Source organism: Paenibacillus vietnamensis, from assembly GCF_020169515.1.
In the GTDB taxonomy this organism is placed as follows: Bacteria; Bacillota; Bacilli; order Paenibacillales; family Paenibacillaceae; genus Pristimantibacillus; species Pristimantibacillus vietnamensis.
Genome location: NZ_JAHMHW010000004.1, coordinates 328,454 through 345,866, shown reverse-complemented (window position 1 = coordinate 345,866; position 17,413 = coordinate 328,454). Strand labels below are relative to the sequence as shown.

The 17,413-nt window shown below is 53.9% G+C and carries 19 protein-coding genes and 8 tRNA genes; 22 read left to right on the top strand and 5 right to left on the bottom strand.

Annotation, left to right across the window (positions count from 1 at the left end; translation table 11 throughout):
• The first annotated feature begins 92 nt into the window (after positions 1-92).
• Together KP806_RS11885 and KP806_RS11880 are read left to right on the top strand one after the other, a co-directional pair.
• Positions 93-284: a hypothetical protein gene (locus tag KP806_RS11885; protein WP_224723805.1), complete on the top strand. Its 192-nt coding sequence runs from the start codon at positions 93-95 to the stop codon at positions 282-284.
• A 13-nt stretch (positions 285-297) separates the two neighbouring features.
• On the top strand, positions 298-483 hold the full coding sequence (locus KP806_RS11880) for an H-type small acid-soluble spore protein (RefSeq protein WP_224723804.1): 186 nt from the start codon (positions 298-300) through the stop codon (positions 481-483).
• Between the two features lie 66 nt (positions 484-549).
• Here KP806_RS11880 and KP806_RS11875 read toward each other — a convergent pair whose 3' ends face one another.
• Together KP806_RS11875 and KP806_RS11870 are read right to left on the bottom strand one after the other, a co-directional pair.
• On the bottom strand, positions 550-861 hold the full coding sequence (locus KP806_RS11875; protein WP_224723803.1) for a dehydrogenase: 312 nt from the start codon (positions 859-861) through the stop codon (positions 550-552).
• A 72-nt stretch (positions 862-933) separates the two neighbouring features.
• On the bottom strand, positions 934-1,380 hold the full coding sequence (locus KP806_RS11870; RefSeq protein WP_224723802.1) for a cupredoxin domain-containing protein: 447 nt from the start codon (positions 1,378-1,380) through the stop codon (positions 934-936).
• Between the two features lie 341 nt (positions 1,381-1,721).
• Between KP806_RS11870 and KP806_RS11865 the strand changes: the two genes are divergently transcribed.
• From KP806_RS11865 to KP806_RS11845, 5 genes are all read left to right on the top strand, one after another.
• Positions 1,722-2,330, top strand: a complete 609-nt coding sequence (locus KP806_RS11865) for a DedA family protein (protein ID WP_224723801.1) — start codon at positions 1,722-1,724, stop codon at positions 2,328-2,330.
• A gap of 78 nt (positions 2,331-2,408) precedes the next feature.
• Positions 2,409-2,975 carry a thioredoxin family protein gene (locus KP806_RS11860; RefSeq protein WP_224723800.1) on the top strand — a complete coding sequence of 189 codons (567 nt, stop codon included), beginning with the start codon at positions 2,409-2,411 and terminating at the stop codon, positions 2,973-2,975.
• A 7-nt stretch (positions 2,976-2,982) separates the two neighbouring features.
• The gene (locus KP806_RS11855) at positions 2,983-3,648 is read left to right on the top strand and encodes an MBL fold metallo-hydrolase (RefSeq protein WP_224723799.1); all 666 of its coding nucleotides are present in this window, start codon (positions 2,983-2,985) and stop codon (positions 3,646-3,648) included.
• 23 nt (positions 3,649-3,671) lie between these two features.
• A complete protein-coding gene (locus KP806_RS11850) occupies positions 3,672-5,930 on the top strand; it encodes a Tex family protein (RefSeq protein WP_318153586.1) in 2,259 nt (752 codons plus the stop codon).
• Positions 5,931-6,114: 184 nt separating this feature from the next.
• Entirely contained in the window at positions 6,115-6,786 is a 672-nt protein-coding gene (locus tag KP806_RS11845; protein ID WP_224723798.1) for a nitroreductase family protein, read from the top strand.
• Positions 6,787-6,877: 91 nt separating this feature from the next.
• Here the strand turns inward: KP806_RS11845 and cmpA are convergent, their stop codons facing one another.
• Together cmpA and KP806_RS11835 are read right to left on the bottom strand one after the other, a co-directional pair.
• Positions 6,878-7,021 carry a cortex morphogenetic protein CmpA gene (gene cmpA / locus KP806_RS11840; protein ID WP_224723797.1) on the bottom strand — a complete coding sequence of 48 codons (144 nt, stop codon included), beginning with the start codon at positions 7,019-7,021 and terminating at the stop codon, positions 6,878-6,880.
• A 75-nt stretch (positions 7,022-7,096) separates the two neighbouring features.
• Positions 7,097-7,462 (bottom strand): hydrolase/acyltransferase, encoded by a 366-nt coding sequence (locus tag KP806_RS11835; protein WP_224723796.1) that lies wholly within the window; start codon positions 7,460-7,462, stop codon positions 7,097-7,099.
• A gap of 126 nt (positions 7,463-7,588) precedes the next feature.
• Here KP806_RS11835 and KP806_RS11830 point away from each other — a divergent pair, with 126 nt between their 5' ends.
• The 10 genes from KP806_RS11830 (at position 7,589) to KP806_RS11785 (ending at position 9,649) form a co-directional block, all read left to right on the top strand.
• The gene (locus tag KP806_RS11830) at positions 7,589-8,065 is read left to right on the top strand and encodes a SprT family protein (RefSeq protein ID WP_224723795.1); all 477 of its coding nucleotides are present in this window, start codon (positions 7,589-7,591) and stop codon (positions 8,063-8,065) included.
• A 31-nt stretch (positions 8,066-8,096) separates the two neighbouring features.
• Positions 8,097-8,172 (top strand) — tRNA-Asn (locus tag KP806_RS11825).
• A gap of 5 nt (positions 8,173-8,177) precedes the next feature.
• Positions 8,178-8,268, top strand: a tRNA-Ser gene (locus KP806_RS11820).
• Positions 8,269-8,369: 101 nt separating this feature from the next.
• Positions 8,370-8,444: transfer RNA gene (locus KP806_RS11815), tRNA-Glu, on the top strand.
• Positions 8,445-8,494: 50 nt separating this feature from the next.
• Positions 8,495-8,570: transfer RNA gene (locus tag KP806_RS11810), tRNA-Lys, on the top strand.
• Between the two features lie 54 nt (positions 8,571-8,624).
• Positions 8,625-8,710 (top strand) — tRNA-Leu (locus KP806_RS11805).
• 176 nt (positions 8,711-8,886) lie between these two features.
• A complete protein-coding gene (locus KP806_RS11800) occupies positions 8,887-9,201 on the top strand; it encodes a hypothetical protein (protein WP_224723794.1) in 315 nt (104 codons plus the stop codon).
• 108 nt (positions 9,202-9,309) lie between these two features.
• A tRNA-Glu gene (locus tag KP806_RS11795) sits at positions 9,310-9,384 on the top strand.
• Positions 9,385-9,433: 49 nt separating this feature from the next.
• A tRNA-Lys gene (locus tag KP806_RS11790) sits at positions 9,434-9,509 on the top strand.
• 54 nt (positions 9,510-9,563) lie between these two features.
• Positions 9,564-9,649: transfer RNA gene (locus KP806_RS11785), tRNA-Leu, on the top strand.
• 54 nt (positions 9,650-9,703) lie between these two features.
• Here KP806_RS11785 and KP806_RS11780 read toward each other — a convergent pair.
• Positions 9,704-10,432 (bottom strand): FadR/GntR family transcriptional regulator, encoded by a 729-nt coding sequence (locus KP806_RS11780; RefSeq protein ID WP_224723793.1) that lies wholly within the window; start codon positions 10,430-10,432, stop codon positions 9,704-9,706.
• 294 nt (positions 10,433-10,726) lie between these two features.
• On the opposite strand from KP806_RS11780, the gene KP806_RS11775 reads away from it, so the two are divergent.
• The 5 genes from KP806_RS11775 (at position 10,727) to KP806_RS11755 (ending at position 17,402) form a co-directional block, all read left to right on the top strand.
• Positions 10,727-12,535, top strand: a complete 1,809-nt coding sequence (locus KP806_RS11775; protein WP_224723792.1) for a cache domain-containing sensor histidine kinase — start codon at positions 10,727-10,729, stop codon at positions 12,533-12,535.
• Positions 12,536-12,592: 57 nt separating this feature from the next.
• A complete protein-coding gene (locus KP806_RS11770; protein WP_224723791.1) occupies positions 12,593-13,948 on the top strand; it encodes an ABC transporter substrate-binding protein in 1,356 nt (451 codons plus the stop codon).
• A 99-nt stretch (positions 13,949-14,047) separates the two neighbouring features.
• On the top strand, positions 14,048-14,917 hold the full coding sequence (locus KP806_RS11765) for a carbohydrate ABC transporter permease (protein ID WP_224723790.1): 870 nt from the start codon (positions 14,048-14,050) through the stop codon (positions 14,915-14,917).
• Positions 14,917-15,735 carry a carbohydrate ABC transporter permease gene (locus KP806_RS11760; protein WP_224723789.1) on the top strand — a complete coding sequence of 273 codons (819 nt, stop codon included), beginning with the start codon at positions 14,917-14,919 and terminating at the stop codon, positions 15,733-15,735. Before KP806_RS11765 ends, KP806_RS11760 begins: the two co-directional genes overlap by 1 nt.
• A 74-nt stretch (positions 15,736-15,809) precedes the next feature.
• Positions 15,810-17,402 carry a response regulator gene (locus tag KP806_RS11755; RefSeq protein ID WP_224723788.1) on the top strand — a complete coding sequence of 531 codons (1,593 nt, stop codon included), beginning with the start codon at positions 15,810-15,812 and terminating at the stop codon, positions 17,400-17,402.
• The last annotated feature ends 11 nt before the right edge of the window (positions 17,403-17,413 follow it).

The following is a 17,413-nucleotide window of genomic DNA, read 5'->3' as shown; positions in this document are numbered from 1 at the left end:
GCATGGGGCGAAACGTTTTCGGGCATATTTTTTCGTGAGGGCTTGAGACCGAGCCGTTGAACAATATATGTGCCAAACAGGAGGAGAAATCGATGACCGAATCGCAAAATCCAAACCCGCAAAATACGGCTGAGCCGCGCAACGAAGGCCGTGACGATTATTTTATGGATATCGACAGAATGGTGAATGAAGGGCTCGGCGGCGGCAATGTAACGATGCAGAACGGCCTGATCGACGAATCGACAACCGATACGATGGACAACGAATCACGTAGTCACACATAGGAGGATTGAAGCAATGGATACAGCGCGCGCGATGGAAATTTACGGATCGAAGGAGACGTTTAAGGTCATGCTCGACGAGGACTCGGTATGGATCGAGAACGTGGATGAAGACAACGGCATGGCGACGGTAAAGGTTGCAAACAACCCCGTCAATATGAAAACCGTATCCTGCGACCGTCTGAGGGAAGTTAACGGATAACACCAATCAGGCATCGGATACACAAAAAAGCGGTGAAGCGTTAAAAGCTTCATCGCTTTTTGCCGTTTATCCGCCGTAAGCATCCCGGAAGGCGGTGCAAAGCTTGACCCGGTCGACCTCCCACAGCTCGGCGATTTCACCGCTCACGTTTTCGTCCCACCAATCGGCCTGTACTTTCCGGTTGCTTTCGTTTTCCACAATCCAGACAAGATTGAGAGCTACTTTTTTGAAGTACAGTTCAACGGCCTGCTCCATCTTTTCCTTGGGGATCCACACCTTCATCCGCTTAACGGCGCGGTAAAGCTCGTTGCTGCAGGCCCTCCTTATTTTGCGCGCGGTCGGATAGCCGGCGGTATGCTTTTGCGCGTTCGCTTTCATGGAACCGACTCCTCTCTCCCCATATGTATGCGCCCGGGGAGGAAGCGGTCACACGATTAAGCGTCTACGCGCCTAATCCACCACGATATATCCGACCATCGGCCCGCCATGGCGCATGTCGGTGTGGGTCAGGCACATGATCGGGTAGATGCCTTCCTTTTCCGCGGTGAAGCGGACGATCGTCGTTTTGCCTTTGTGAGCCTCGCCGCGCAGTCCGAGTCCTTCGACGACAAAAGGGTGGCTGTTGCCGTTGACGCCGCTGATGTGCAGCTCCGTAAGCTCCCCTTTGTTCACGTTAACCGTTCCGGGATGCCAGGTGTAGACTTCGATCTCTTGGCCGTCTTCGGTCTGAGTCTTGAACTCGCCCGTAAGCAGGTGAATAACCCTGGCCTCGGACGCCGTTCCGCTTACCTGCTGCGACCGGTCCCAGCTCAAGTAGACGCCGGTTAAAATAATCAGAGCCGTAATGACGATAAACCATTGAATCTGCCTCTTGCTAACAACCAACACCTTGGACATGATACGCTCACCCCGCCTGAACTTTTCTAAGATATAGGAAAGTATAAGTTTCACTCCTATACTGACGCCTATATCTCACCGCGAAACGTAAGCTATTGCCGCCAAAGGACGGCACAGAACCGAGCTGCGCAACGATGCTGCTAACGGTTCGTGCGTAGCGATAGCCGTTTACGCTTGCTGCGAAACGAGCTTGGCCGCCAATGGACAGCGCCGGCACGTTTATGCTTTAGGCTAGTCTATGCGCAGGCTTGTCAGCGCATGACAAAAGTGGATGGCCGCTGCATTCCTATGTTAGAATAACTTCAGATAGATATGTATTTTGGATAAAGTTGGAGGATGCTATGGAAAATTGGATTACGGATTTTATGGAGCAATACGGTTATTTCGGCATTTTGTTACTGATCGCGCTTGAGAACTTATTTCCTCCTATCCCATCGGAAGTGATTCTGACCTTCGGCGGCTTTATGACCACCTACACGAGCCTTACGCCCGTAGGCGTCATTGTAACCGCGACGCTCGGCTCGGTAATCGGCGCCATTATTTTGTACTATGTGGGCAGGCTGCTCGGCGTTGAGAGGATGGAGAGAATTGTCGACAAGTACGGCCGCGTGCTGCGTGTGAAAAAGGAGGATATCCGGAAGGCGGATGCCTGGTTTGAAAAATACGGCTATTGGGCCGTGCTGCTGTGCAGAATGATTCCGTTAATCCGAAGCCTGATCTCGCTGCCTGCCGGCATGTCGCATATGAGGTTCGTGCCTTTCCTGCTGTTCACGGTGCTGGGGACGCTGGCCTGGAATACGATTCTCGTTATGGTCGGCTCCGCGGTAGGCGACAACTGGCACGACATCGTCGCTTTTATGGATGTCTATTCGAATATTGCATATGCGATTATTGCGATTGTCGTTGTCATCGTGCTGGTCCTTTACATTCGCAGAGCCAGGAAATTTTAATGTATACTTGTAGGGCGGACATGCTGCCATGTCCAGTGTTTTCGTGAATCAACGACATAAGAAGAGAGAGGGATTGAAATGAGCAAAAGCGTTGCGGATAAACTGGGTAAGGGCATCAGCCCGCAGCAATTTATAGACGGAATGACCAAGAACAAGGAGAAGTTTCTCGACTGGTCCGAACAATTCGTTTGGACGGACGCAAGCGACAAGGAATATTTCGAATCGCTTAACAATCGTGACGATCTTCGCTGCCTGATTCTGATGGCCGACTGGTGCGGCGACGTGGTCCGCAACATTCCGGTCGTATTCCGCGCTCTGGAAAACAGCGGGATTCCGATTGACGTTCTGATCATGGAGGAGCACCTCGATACGATGGAGCAGTTTTTGACGATGGGCGGCCGTGCCGTGCCGATCGTGATCTTCGCCGATACCGGCGGTGCCGTGCTTGGCCAGTGGGGGCCGCGTCCGAGCCACGTACAGGAGGCGATGACCGCCTTCAAGCTGGCTAATCCGGACCGCGAGGCTGCCGATTATCAGGAGAAGCTTGCCGTTACCCGCCAGGAAATGGGACGCCGCTACGGAGAAGGTACGGGCTACCAGTCGGTTATCGTAAAAGAGCTCCGCACGCTGCTGGAGTCTTTTTAATACGCTTATGACGACTAATTTAAAAATTGAGACGTTTACGCTTGGCCCTTTGCAGACGAATGCATACTTATTAACGGTGTCTGAGCCGGATGCCGGTCAGAACGGGCCGGCCAAGGAGCGGGGCATCGTCATTGACCCGGGCATGAACCCGGGACGTTTGCTGGAGCGCATCCGGAATATCGAGGTGGAAGCCATTCTGCTGACGCACGCCCATTTCGACCATATGGGCGGCGTAGACGAGGTGCGGAAGGCGGCGGGGTGTCCCGTCTATTTACATGATCTGGAGGCCGACTGGCTGACCGATCCCCGCAAGAACGGTTCGATGCGCTGGCAGGACGTTACGCCGCCGCTATCCACCGATCCGGCCGAATACGCGCTGGACGAAGGACAAACCCTGCAGCTGCTTGGACTCTCCTTCCAAGTGATGCATACACCCGGACATTCGCCGGGAAGCGTTAGCTTCCTGCACGGCAGCCACTTGTTCTCGGGCGACGTGCTGTTCAGAATGTCGGTTGGCCGAACCGATCTGCCGGGCGGACGGGAACGCGATTTATACGATTCCATTCGGACGAAGCTGTACAAGCTGAATCCGGAGGTAACCGTCTATCCCGGACACGGAGGACGGACGACGATCGGGTTTGAAATGGCGAACAATCCCTACACAAGAGAATAAGCGCAAAGGATGGTGCAGGAGGCTTGGCGGATACGAAAGTACAGAAATATGCGGACGAAACCGAAGAGTCGGCGGTCAAGTCGAAGCTGACGGCAGAAGAAAAGGCCGCTGAAAGCGAAAGAATAGTGAAAGGGATAGCCTCGCAGCTGTCCATCCCGATCACGAAGGTCAAGTCGGCCGTCGGGCTGCTTGATGAAGGAAATACGATACCTTTTATCGCACGGTACCGGAAGGAAATGACGGGCGAGCTGGATGAGAACGAACTCCGGTCGATCGAAGAGAAGCTTCAATACATGCGGAATCTTGAAGAGCGCAAGCGCGAGGTCATCCGTTTGATCGCCGAGCAGGGCAAGCTGACCGATGAGCTGCAAGCTGCCATCAGCCAGTCCGTTAAGCTTCAGGAGGTCGAGGACCTTTACCGTCCTTACCGGCAAAAGCGCAAAACCCGCGCCAGCGTCGCGAAGGAAAGAGGGCTCGAGCCTCTGGCGAACTGGCTGTGGTCGCAGCCCCGTCAGGGCGATCCGCTGGCCGAAGCGTCCCGGTTCATCGATTCGGATAAGGGAGTGCCGTCCGCGCAGGATGCGCTACAAGGCGCTATGGACATATTGGCTGAAAATATCGCCGATGACGCATCGATCCGTGCCTGGGTCCGCAAATTTACGTTCGATCAGGCTGTGCTGAAGACGGATGCGAAAAATCCGTCCGAGGAAACCGTATACGAAATGTACTACAGCTACCAGGAGCCGGTCCGCAAGCTGCCTCCGCACCGCTTGCTGGCAATTAACCGGGCGGAGCGCGAGGAGGTGCTGCGCGTTTCGCTTGACGTTCCCGCAGAGCGGATTCACGAGCACGTTCAGCGCAAGCTGCTCAGAAACGGAACCGCGCAGCCGGTCCGCGACGTGCTCATAGCTGTTATCGAGGATTCGTATAAACGGCTGATTGCGCCGTCCATAGAGCGCGAGGTGCGCGGCGAGCTGACTGAGAAGGCGGAAGAGCACGCGATTTCGATCTTTTCGACAAACCTGCGGAATTTGCTGCTTCAGCCGCCGGTCCGGGGCAATATCGTGCTTGGCGTCGACCCGGCATTCCGGACGGGCTGCAAGCTTGCCGTCATCGACGACACGGGAAAGCTGCTGGAGGTAGCCGTCTCTTATCCGACTCCCCCGAACAATAAAGTCGCCGAAGCGGAGAAGCTGATCAACGGATTGATCGACAAGTACAAGGTAGAGCTGATTGTTATCGGCAACGGCACCGCTTCGCGCGAAACGGAGCAGTTCATCGCGGGCCTGCTTGGCAAACGCAAAGCCGCAGCAGCGGGCGGAGCCGAGCTGAAATATATTATCGTCAACGAAGCGGGCGCGAGCGTCTATTCGGCGTCCAAGCTCGCCCAGGAGGAGTTCCCTTCGCTTGATGTCGCAGAACGCAGCGCCGTCTCCATTGCGCGCAGGCTGCAGGATCCGCTGGCGGAGCTGGTGAAGATCGAGCCCAAGGCGATAGGTGTTGGGCAATATCAGCACGACGTCAGCCAAAAACGGCTTGACGAGACGCTTGGCGGCGTCGTGGAATCGGCGGTTAACCACGTCGGTGTCGACGTGAATACCGCTTCGGCATCGCTGCTGTCGTACGTGGCGGGTGTCAATGCTACGATTGCCAAAAATATCGTGAAATACCGCGAGGAGAACGGGCGTTTCGTCAAACGGACGCAGCTTCAGAAAGTCCCTCGCCTTGGCGCAAAGTCCTATGAGCAGTGCATCGGCTTCCTCCGGATTCCCGAAGCGGCGAATCCGCTCGACCGGACGCCGATCCATCCGGAGTCCTATGACGTCGTGGACAGGCTGTTCGGGGAGCTGGGGCTGGACCTTAAGCAGCTGGGCACAGACGATCTGAAGGCAAAGCTGGCGAAAGCGGATGCGGATACACTGGCGCCGGCTCTCGGCGTAGGCGTACCTACCTTGCGGGACATTATCGACAGCCTGCTGAAGCCGGGGCGGGATCCGCGCGAGGAGCTGCCTCCTCCGATCTTCCATACGGACGTCCTTGCGATCGAGGATTTGAAGCAAGGAATGGAGCTGCAGGGGACGGTGCGCAATGTTATCGACTTCGGCGCATTTGTGGATATCGGCATTAAGAACGACGGGCTTGTTCATATTTCGCAGATGAGCGATAAATTCGTCAAACATCCAATGGATGTCGTATCGGTTGGGGATATTGTAACGGTATGGGTGATCAGCGTTGACGAGAAGAAAGGACGGGTAGGCTTGACGATGCGCAAGCCTGTCTGACGGCAGAAGAGTCGTTCCTTGACCGCAGGCGGTCTTGGGACGGCTTTTATTATTGCTCCGGATAAAATAAGCAAATAAAACAAAGTAAGTTAGTTGACATGAGTAAGGAATATGGATATACTGTGATTATTAAAGTTACAGTTTATCTAAATATAAAGAGTGATTTTTTCAGGAGGGAAACCTAATGACGCAAGCAATCCGTACCGATGCTGACGCTCAGATTCAATCGAAAGAACAAACGCCTTTTTTTGAAGTGCTGGAATCGCGGCGCTCCGTCCGCAAATATGACAGCAGTGCGGTCATCACTCAAGATGAAGTGAAAGAAATTTTGGAAATCGCGACGAAAGCCCCTTCTTCTTCCAATATGCAGCCATGGCGGTTTCTCGTCGTAACCGATCCGGAGCTGAAGCAGAAGCTGCTTCCGATCGCATTTAATCAGCAGCAGGTGACGGAAGCTTCCGCTATCGTTATCGTTCTGGGCGATCTTGAAATGTACAGCTTATCCGATCAAATTTACGGGGCGGCTGTTAAGGCGGGCTACATGACGGAGGAAACGGCAGGCAACTTTATCGCGAACTCCACGAGAATGTATTCCTCGCTGCCGGCGGATAGACTGAAGGAAATCGTCGTATTCGATACGGGGCTGGTAGCCATGCAAATTATGCTGACTGCTCGCGCGAAGGGCTATGACACAGTACCAATGGGCGGCTACAACCGGGATCAGGTGAGGGAGCTGTTCCAAATTCCGGACCGGTATTTGCCGACGCTGATGCTTCCGATCGGCAAAGCGGCTGCCGAGGGCCATCCTACAACACGTCTTCCGATCGACGATATCGTTTTCGTGAATGGTCTATAATCAGGCAGAAATAACAAACCGGCCCCTGCCGAACGCCGAACGGGAGCCGGTTTTTTTGTTATCGATATGCTTTGGAAAGCATGGATTGGAATCAATGGAATTCCGTAATGCTCGCCTGCTCCTTCGGACCTTGCTTGCTGCGGTAGAAATACCAGCAATCGTTGAGCAGCTTGATTTGTCTGCGGTCTTTCTTCAGAAATGCGCGCATCAGTTGGTTGCACAGCCACTGCGGCATATGCATCGTCCTCCTCCCCGGGCCTCGCTTGTTGTACTATTACCATATGGGGAAGAGCGGATGTACGTGCAGGTCCTACCGAATTGATTGTTCTTCCTCGTATTCCTCGTACCATTGCTCCAGCTGGGCCTGAAGCGCCCGGATTTCCGTCAGAAGCGAAATCAGGGGATAGGATTTCTCTTGTACGCCCGCGAAGTCGCGCTCGAGCCCGTTAATGTAATCCAGCCCTGAAACGATCGAAATGGAAGGGTCGTGCAGCTCAACTTCATTGCATTCCGCCACAGCATACGGCAGGTTAGGGACATCCTCGGCCGTCAGTTTGTCGATTTCTTTATGAAGGCGCAAATTCAGCGCACTTAGCTGATAAGCGTGAGAAGCGGGCATCTCCACGAACAGGATGCCGTCCGTTTGTTTCATAAGTACATAGCGCATAGTAGCCATCGTCGTAATTGGTCTCCCCTCGGTTTGTTGCCGATTTTCTAATGTATGAAGCCGTTTTAGTAATTCCTACTTGACAGTGTAGCCTATCGGGGCTTTAAAATTCAAGTAGTTGGGGGAGATTAATGAATGGATAACGAAGCTTTGCAGCAGTGGGTAGAGCAGGTGTCGCTCCAATCGTTCGGACGGCCGTTTTTGCACAAAGCGACCTTTAACAGCCGGCTTAAGGCGACGGGCGGACGCTATTTCATGAAGAGCCATCATATCGAGATCAGCCCGCACCAGCTTATGGCGTTCGGACGCGAGGAGACGGAAAAAATCATTAAGCATGAGCTGTGCCATTATCATTTGCATCTCATGAAACGGGGATACAGGCATCGCGATGCCGATTTCAAAAATTTGCTGGCGCATGTCGGCGGTTCGCGTTATTGCGGCACGCTGCCCGAGCGGGCGGCACGGAAGGCTGCGCCTTACCGGTACAAGCTGGTATGCGTAAAATGCGGCATGGAATATATGCGGAAACGGAAGCTGGATCCGTCCAAATATGCCTGCGGAAAATGCCGGGGAAAATTAAAAATAATTATGCTTGACAATAATCCGGGGTAATGGTACATTATAAAAGTCGCTTTTACAATTTTCCCTGATAGCTCAGTCGGTAGAGCACTCGACTGTTAATCGAGTTGTCACAGGTTCGAGTCCTGTTCGGGGAGCCAGTTCTGGAGAGATACCCAAGTGGCTCAAGGGGACCCTCTGCTAAGGGGTTAGACTGCGTAAGTGGTGCGAGGGTTCGAATCCCTCTCTCTCCGCCACATGATTTTCGCAAATGCTTGCAACGGGAGACCGTTCAACCGGTCTTTTTTATTTGCCCGTCAGGCAATCGGAATGCGGACAAGCAATAATAATTGAATCAGGCCCGTTGGTCAAGGGGTTAAGACACCTCCCTTTCACGGAGGTAACAGGGGTTCGAATCCCCTACGGGTCACCATTATTCTCCTGAGTGAACAGCTTTTCAGAGTTGCTTTACAGTTACAGTGAGAGCCATTAGCTCAGTTGGTAGAGCACCTGACTTTTAATCAGGGTGTCGAAGGTTCGAGTCCTTCATGGCTCACCATTTGCTCCATCCCTCGGAGCGGATGAGAGTGAAGGATGAATAATTTTGAAACGTGCGGTAGTGGTGGAATGGCAGACACGCTATCTTGAGGGGGTAGTGGGCGTACGCCCGTGGAGGTTCGAGTCCTCTCTACCGCACCATAATTTTATCGTTACCTAATAAGGTGAATGAACACGGTGTTGCCTAATGGACACCATTCCGATAGATGCTGCCACTTTAAAGTCAGATCGCAAAAATCTGATTAGAGAGTGGTTTTTTCGTTCTTAGTCGCTACGTCGCGTAAGCAGATGCATCATTCGAGTGAGGAGTTGTGAACATGAGAGTTAACTTGAACTTCACGAACAAGGGACAAGCTGCAATTGCCAAATTCACCAACGAAGAATTATTGGAAATTTTCGCGAGATACAGCAACACCTTAATGAAGAAATATTCAATCGACGTATCCGTTCAGGAAGAAGGCAACGAAGCGATCGCCGATAAAGGCGTTTTAACGGTATCGGTGGATAACGTGGAATGCGACGTCGAGACTTTCTTCAAGGAGCTGGGGCGGGACGTAAAGGTGCCGCTGAAGAAGAGACTGACACAGGAAGAGAAGCTTGACAACGTGTTTAAAGCGGAGACGGTGGGGTAAAGAGCCCCGCTTGCTGCTCAAGCGGAATAAGTTTTAAAAAAAAGCTTGTACTTTCTCGAAATAGCTGATATAATTATTTTTGTTGTCTCACAGATAACAGTTTTTCACGGCCCGTTGGTCAAGGGGTTAAGACACCTCCCTTTCACGGAGGTAACAGGGGTTCGAATCCCCTACGGGTCACCATTATTCTTCTGAGTGAACAGCTCTGCAGAATTGCTAGAAGTCACAGTGAGAGCCATTAGCTCAGTTGGTAGAGCACCTGACTTTTAATCAGGGTGTCGAAGGTTCGAGTCCTTCATGGCTCACCATTTGCTCCATCCCTCGGTGCGAATGAGTGTGAAGGATGAACAAATTTGAAATGTGCGGTAGTGGTGGAATGGCAGACACGCTATCTTGAGGGGGTAGTGGGCGTACGCCCGTGGAGGTTCGAGTCCTCTCTACCGCACCATAACTTAAATCGTGATCAAAACCCTTGCGGAAGCAAGGGTTTTTTTGAGCTTCCTCAGCGGGAGGAAAGCTTGTCGTACAGCACGGCTTCAACTTTGGAAATGTGCACCTCCATCAGCCGGGCGGCTTCGGCATCGTAGCGCGAAGCGATTGCCTCATAAATAGAGCGGTGCTCTGCCAGCAGCCTTTCGGCGGAGGACAGCTGCGAATAAAACCATAAAGCGCGGGTATCCTTCATGCTGTCATGCAAATGATGCGACAGCGATCCCATCATTTCTGCGAGCATCGGGTTATGGGTGGCGGCGGCAATTTGTTTGTGGAAGAGGATGTCCGCCTGCTCGTTGAGCGATTCGTCCTCAATCGCCGACTGCATCTGCTCTAGCGTAGCCGAGAGGGCGGCGAGGTCTTCCTCCGTCCGGTTGCGGGCGGCTAACGAGGCGCAGCCGGTTTCGAGCACCTTGCGCACCTCCAGCACATGGCGCAGCGTATGAGCGCGTCCTACCCAAGATTCTTCGTTCAGAAAAGCGGGCTGCTGCGCCGATGCCGATCCCGCGAGCGCATTCACATAGGTTCCGCTGCCTTGACGAATCGTCAGAAGTCCCATCGCCTTGAGTGCGCTTAACGCTTCGCGCACCGTCGATTGCCCCACTCCATAAGAGCCTGCAAGCTCGGCTACCGACGGAAGCCTGCTCCCCTCTGCGAGTTCCCCGTTCATAATTTGACGCTTCACGTCGTTCAATACCCACTCGTGGCTTTTGAGCGGACGGTTATTCGTTGCATCCATCGGCGTCACCTTTCAAAGGGATAAAATTGTTCCTATCCGTTCTATTTTTTTAGTGTATCCTTTTTTGGATGAAAAGTCATCAGATGACCTGCTTAAGAGTCGTATCCACCTATTGTTTGATAGAGATTAAGCTTTTATCATAGGGGAGAGCAGCAGCCATGATAGAAGCAGACGCCATTTGACAATGCGGATTCGGCATTCATACAGCCCAAGCTCAACGGACGAAGAGCTTGGGTCATTTTAGCTTACTGCGACCATTGGGGAGGGATCGGCATCCGAATCCGTACGGTTCTGTTGCTGAGTTATTTTATTATCATTCTAGTTTGCATCACGCTGGTAGGCTCCGTTTCCTTCTATATTTCCTATACGACGATGGCGAAGCAGGCCGAATCGGCCAGTCTTCTGCTCGTTCAGCAAATCGAAAAAAATATGGACAACGACTTCCACAGCAAGCGGAACCTGCTGCTAGCGGCTTATAACGAGCAAAGCTACATCGACGGAATTAATCTGTATCCCGAGCTGAGCGACCGCGAACGGTTTCAGTTCCGGCAGCGCATCGGCGATCTTTATTTGAAGAGCTTCAACGTAACGCCGATCCGCGATTTTATCCGGTTCCAAATTTATTACAGCACCGGAGAGCTGCTGAGCTCGTCGGACGGCAGCGGCCTGCGGGATGCCTCGCAAGTGAGCCATGCGGAATGGTTTCGTTCGACCGTGGCGAAGGACGGCGAGGTGTTTTTCAGCGGATATATTCCCGAGGCCGAACGCGCAGACGGTGATGAAGCCGCCTATTTCTCGGCTATTATGATTCGCGATTTTTCCAATCCCGTCAGGTTTATGATCGTCAGGGCGGAATATCGTTCCGAAATTTTTAACAGCATCGGCCGCAACGAAGGTTTGTCCGAGCATAGCAGCATTCTTATCCTGGACGAGGGCAACCGGGTCGTCTATGCCTCGGGCGACAGCCACGCCTACGCGTCCGAGCCCGCTTTGATGGACCTGATCAACGGCAACCGGGGCAGGTTCTGGAACGATACGGCGGGAGGAGAGCAGCTTGTATCGTATATGCGTTCCGGCTATTCGGGGTGGAAGGCGGTGCTGGTTATTCCGAAGGCGGATATTTTCGGTTCGCTTGACGTAATCAAATCGACGGTTATCTGGACGGCGGTTAGCGCTTTTGTCATTACGCTGATCATCTCCTTCTTGTTCGGGCAGCGGATTACGAAGCCGATCCTCCATTTGTACAAGTCGGTGAACCGGATAAAAAGAGGCGATTTCTCGGCAAGGGTAGAGGTAAAGCGGCTGGACGAAATCGGCAGGATCGCGATGAACTTCAATGCGATGCAGGAGGAGCTGCGGCAGCTGATCGAGACCAGGTACGTCAACCAGATCAAGCTGCAGGAGGCGGAGCTCGCCATGCTGTATTCGCAGATCAATCCGCATTTCCTGTACAACACGCTGGACAGCATCAGGGCGATGTCCGACTACTACCAGGTGAAGGAGATCAGCGGGATGGCGGAGTCGCTCGCCGATATATTCCGGTACAATACGAAAAACAAAAACGAAGTCGTCACGCTGCAGGAGGAGCTTGTACAGATCGACGCCTACATGAGCATCCAGAAAATCCGCTTCGAGGATAAAATCCATTACGACCAGCAGATCGGAGAGGAGCTGGTTGGCCTGCCGCTGCTGAAAATGACGCTTCAGCCGCTCGTAGAGAATGCCGTGTTCCACGGAATCGAGAGAAAGCGCGGCAAAGGCACAATTACGACAGCCGCCCGGCAGGAGGACGAATTTATCGTTCTGACCGTCAAAGACGACGGGGTTGGCATTCCGGACAAGCGGCTTGCCGGCATCCGGGCCAGCCTGCGGCCGCCGCTTCTGCAAGCCGGACATGAGCTGAACGAAGCGCGCATGGGGATCGGTATTCAAAACGTATATTCCCGTTACGCTCTCCGCTGCGGTCCCCGATTCCAATTTCGGATCGACAGCAAAGAAGGAGCAGGCACGGAGATCACGCTGCTCATCCCGATCGACAAGCTGGCGGATTCTGAAAAGTCAGAATTTTTAACAAAACAGGTCGAAATCATGAATAGGCCGTAATGAAGCGCTTTCATATAATGAAGCTGTAACGGACTATTTTTGAGAGGGTGTCGGAGCATGTATAAAATGAAAGCGATTTATGTATGGCTGACCATGATGTTGATGATGACGGCTTTAGCGGCTTGCGGCGGCAATAACGGCGAACAGCCGGGTACGGCGGCGGAAGGCTCGGACCAGCCGGCTTCCGAAAGCCCGGCGTCTGCGCCGGCGAAGGACCCGGTTACGCTGACCTTTCTCATTCCGAATACGGATGACGTGACGCCGTATAACGAGATTTTCAAAGCGTTCGAGGAAAAAACGGGCAACAAGGTAGAGGTTCAGGCGCTGCCGGGCGGGGATTACGACAACATGCTGAAAACCCGCTTCTCGACCGGCGATTTTCCCGATGTGTTCCTGATGCAGCCGGGAACGAAGCAATATGTAAAGCTTAGAGCGGATGAAACTCTTTACGAGTGGTCGGGCGAAGCCGGCGTATGGGATAACGTCATCGATTCGATCGTGGAATTCCAGAAAAACGCGGACGGCAAAGCCTACGGCGTTCCATTCGGCAAAACCGGCATGATGGGCGTGTTCTATAACAAGGACGTCTTCGCAAAGGTCGGAGTCGAACCTCCGGCTAACTATGCCGATCTGATTGAAATCGCCAAAAAGGTGAAGGCGGCGGGAATTACCCCGTTTTATGAAGGCGTGAAGGACGGATGGCCGACGCAGGTGTTCTATCTGACGGGCTGGGTGAGCCAGGTCGATCAGGAAATCGGGGACGAGGGCGTTCGCAAGCTTGACAAGAATGAGCTGAAGCTGTCGGAAATAGCGGCGCTTAAGGACTTGTTTGTCAAATCGAAGGAGCTTAAGGAGCTGGGCCTTTTCCAGAAAAATACGCTCTCCGGCACGTTCGACGAGCTGCAGAATGAAATGGGCGAAGGCAAGGTGGCGATGGCCTTTATGCTTGACGGCATTTTGCCGCAGCTGGAGAAAAAGTTCGGCAAGGATTTTGTCAGAGACAAAATCGGCTTCTTCCCGTTCCCGTCGGCAACCGATACCGGCACGGCGATGATAACGCCTCCGAATCAGCTCATGGTGCCGTCCAAGGCGAAAAACCTGGAAGCGGCGAAGGAGCTCGTCAAGTTTATGATTTCGAGCGAAAGCGTCAACATGTTTTATGCGAGCCACCCTGGCATTCCGATTTTTAAAGGCGCGACGAGCGAGCTGTATCCGGTTCAGCAAACGGTGCAGCAGTACATCGACTCCGGAAAGTCCAAGGTTAACGTACAAAACCGGCTGACCGCCTCCTTCCTCGATCTTGGGAAAACGCTGCAAAGCTTCCACATTTCGGGCGATGTCGATGCGGCCATTAAGGAAATGGATACGAATTACGTGAAGGATGGAAACTCCAAGCGGCTGGAAGGCTTCTAAGCGATTATAAGATCCGGCAATGAACGAGGGGCTGCCGCGGGGCGACCTGGCGGTTGAACGGCAGGCGGCCCCTGCCTTAAAAGATCAGGAGGGAGCCGCATGGAGAGAAAGAAGTATCCTTTATTTTTTTCGTTTCCCGCAATCATCGTGTTTTTGCTGTTTTTCATTACGCCGACCGTCATCGGCATCTATTACAGTTTTACGGACTGGAACATTAACGCGGACGAGATCAAGTTTATCGGGCTTGACAATTACAGGGAGCTGTTTAATGAACCGAGATTAAAGAAGGCTTTTACAAATACGCTTATATTCGCCGCTGCGGTTACTGTGCTGCAGAACGTCACTGGAATCGCGCTGGCGTTAATATTAAATGAAAAGCTGAAGCTGCGAAACCTGCTCCGGATGATCTTTTTTATGCCTTACGTTATCGCTCCGCTCGTGATCGGCTATATTTTCCGGGCGATCTATCATCCCGAGCACGGCATCGTCAACCGGATTTTTGACTCGGTCGGCCTTGATTCCATGATGCAGGATTGGCTGAACGACCCCAGATTCGCCTTATTCACGATTATCGTAACGGATATTTGGAGGGTGGCGGGCTTCTCGATGGTCGTCTATCTCGCCGGCCTGCAGTTCATTCCGAAGGATTTGACCGAATGCGCTTCTATTGATGGAGCAAGCTACTGGACCCGTTTCAAGCATGTTGTGTTTCCGCTGCTGGCCCCGGCATTTACCGTGAACGTGCTGCTTGCGATGATCGGCTCCATGAAGGTATTCGAAATCGTGATGGTGCTTACCGAGGGCGGGCCGGGCTATACGACCGAGGTGTTCTACACCTATATCCGCAATACGTTCAGCTCCGGCGAAATGGGTTATGCGACGGCGATTAACATGCTGCTGTTCGTGCTTGTCACCCTGGTCGGCGTACCGGTTCTGATGGCGATGAAGAAAAGGGAGGTCGAGATGTAATGAAAGCCAAGCTGTCTCCCGTTATTCTGGAAATCGTTGCGGTTGCGCTCGCTTTGGTCATTCTCATACCTTTCTTCATGATTTTTGTCAATTCATTCAAGGGAATCCGGGAGTCGGCCCTGTTCGGGCTATCTCTGCCGACGACGTGGGAGCTGGACAATTACCGTGAGGTGCTCAGCCAGGACAATATTTTGCGGGGCTTCAAAAACAGCTTCCTGATGTCGGCGCTTGTCGTGCTGTGCGTCAACCTGTTCGCCTCGATGGCCGCATTCGTCATTCAGCGACGCGGCGGAAAATTTTTGCAGGGTATCTACATGGCCTTTATTATGGGGCTGATCGTGCCGGTATCCATCGTGCCCACGATTCGGCTGATGGACATGCTGCACATGAAGGGCAGCTATCTCAGCATCATTATGTATTACACGGCGGTGCTGCTGCCGTTCTCCGTCTTCCTGCTCGTCGGCTTTATGAAATCAGTGCCGCGTGAGCTGGACGAGGCGGCCGTTCTGGAGGGCTGCGGCTATTTCCGGCTTTATTTCCGGATCATTTTGCCGCTTGTCAGCACGGTGCTGGTTACCGTCTCGATCGTCGTCATCGTCTCGGTGTGGAACGATTTCTTCGGGCCGTTCTATCTGGTGACGGACAGCACCAAGTGGACCATCGTGCTGCAGGTATTCAATTTCGTCACGCTGTACAGCACGAACTGGGGCGTCGTGTTTGCGTTTATGCTGGTCGTCATCGCGCCGGTGCTCCTGATCTATCTGTTCCTGCAAAGATACATTATCGACGGATTGACGGCAGGCTCGGTGAAGGGCTGAAGCTGCCGGGCCGGGTCAACATACATGCACGGCTTTAGCAAAAGACATTAACGCAGAGAAGGGAGGCGGAGCGGATGAGGAGGGTCATGATTGTCGACGACGAGCGATGGATTCGCCGGGGCCTGATCGGGGCTATCCCGTGGGAGGAGCTGGGGCTCGAGCTGGCCGGCGAGGCGGAGGACGGCGAGGATGCCTACCATATGGCGCTCGGCCTAAAGCCGGATCTGCTGTTTCTCGACATGCGGATGCCCGGGCTGGACGGCAGGGAGCTGCTGCGCCTGCTCGGCTCGGAGCTTCCGGAGCTGCTTACGGTCGTCGTTAGCGGCTACTCCGATTTCGAATATACGAAGGAGGCGATCAGGCATAATGCGTTCGATTATTTGCTCAAGCCGCTGAAACGCGAGGAGCTGCTGGGCGTGCTTGGGAAGGCGCTGGCGGAGCTGGACAGGAGGGACGGAGAGCGGTCCCGGGCAAGCAGCGACCGCTGGCAGAGCTGGCTGCGGCAGACCCTTGCCGGAGACGGAGCGGACGGGGCCGGGGCTGTGGACGTCGCCGTCCCGCCGGACGGCTGGCATGCCGCCGACGCCAGGCTGCTTCTCGCCCTGCCCGACCGAAGCGCGGAAAGTGCCGACCGGCATGCTGTTATGGAAGGCCTTCGGCAGCTGCTGCGGCAGGAGCGGCCATTTTATTTCGGCGGGGAATGGGAAGTCGTGATGACGAAAGCTCCTGGCGGCTGCGGCGGGATCGTGCTGTGCCTGTTCGGCAGGCGGCTGGATGAAGCCGGGCTGCTTCGCCTGATCCCGAAGCTGCAGAGGGCGATCAAGCGGCTTGCCGGCGTCGGGTACAGCTTCGGCATCGCCGAAAGGGCAGAGAGCTTCGACCGGTTTCCCGGCCTCTACATCCGGACTAAACAGGCTCTGAACGGCAGAAGGCTGGCCGAGTCGGAGCTTATCGTGCTGGCGGGCGGCCCGGCGGGGCCGCAGGCAGGCGTGAAAGCGTCAGCCTATCCGCGGGAGCTGGAGCAGGCGGTTCTGCTGTATGTGCAGCTTGGCAACGGGGAAGCTGCTCTGGAGGAGTTCGGCCGCTTCTACGACGCGATTGCGCAGGAGAGCGCAACTGTAGGGGAGCTGCAGCGAAACGCGGCGTTATTCGTCCATTCGCTGGAGAAGCAGCTGCAGGCGTCCGGCACCAGTCTGGAGAGGCTGAGCGGGAAAAGCTCTCTGGCCTATACGGAGTCGATCGGCCTTAAGCAAGATGAGGCGTCCATCAAAGAGCTGATGGCCGGGGAGCTGCTGCCGGCGGTGTTCTCTGCGAACGCTCCGACAGGCGGCAGGCAGGGCGAGCAGATTGTGAAGGAGATTCAAAGGCTGATCGAGCTTCATTACGACCGGCCGCTCAGCCTGCATCAGATCGCAGAAAGCCGTTTTTTGAATCCGGATTATTTGAGCCGTTTGTTCAAACGGACGACAGGCAGCAATTTCGTCGACTATTTGACGGATTACAGAATCGGCAAAGCCATCGAGCTGATGGAGGGCTCCGCCGGCAAAAACTATGAAATCGCGAAGCGGGTCGGCTATGAGGATTACCGGTATTTCAGCCAGATTTTCAAGAAGAAAACGGGCATGACGATCGGCGATTACCGCGGCTCGCTAAGACTGAACAAATGATGAGGAGAGAG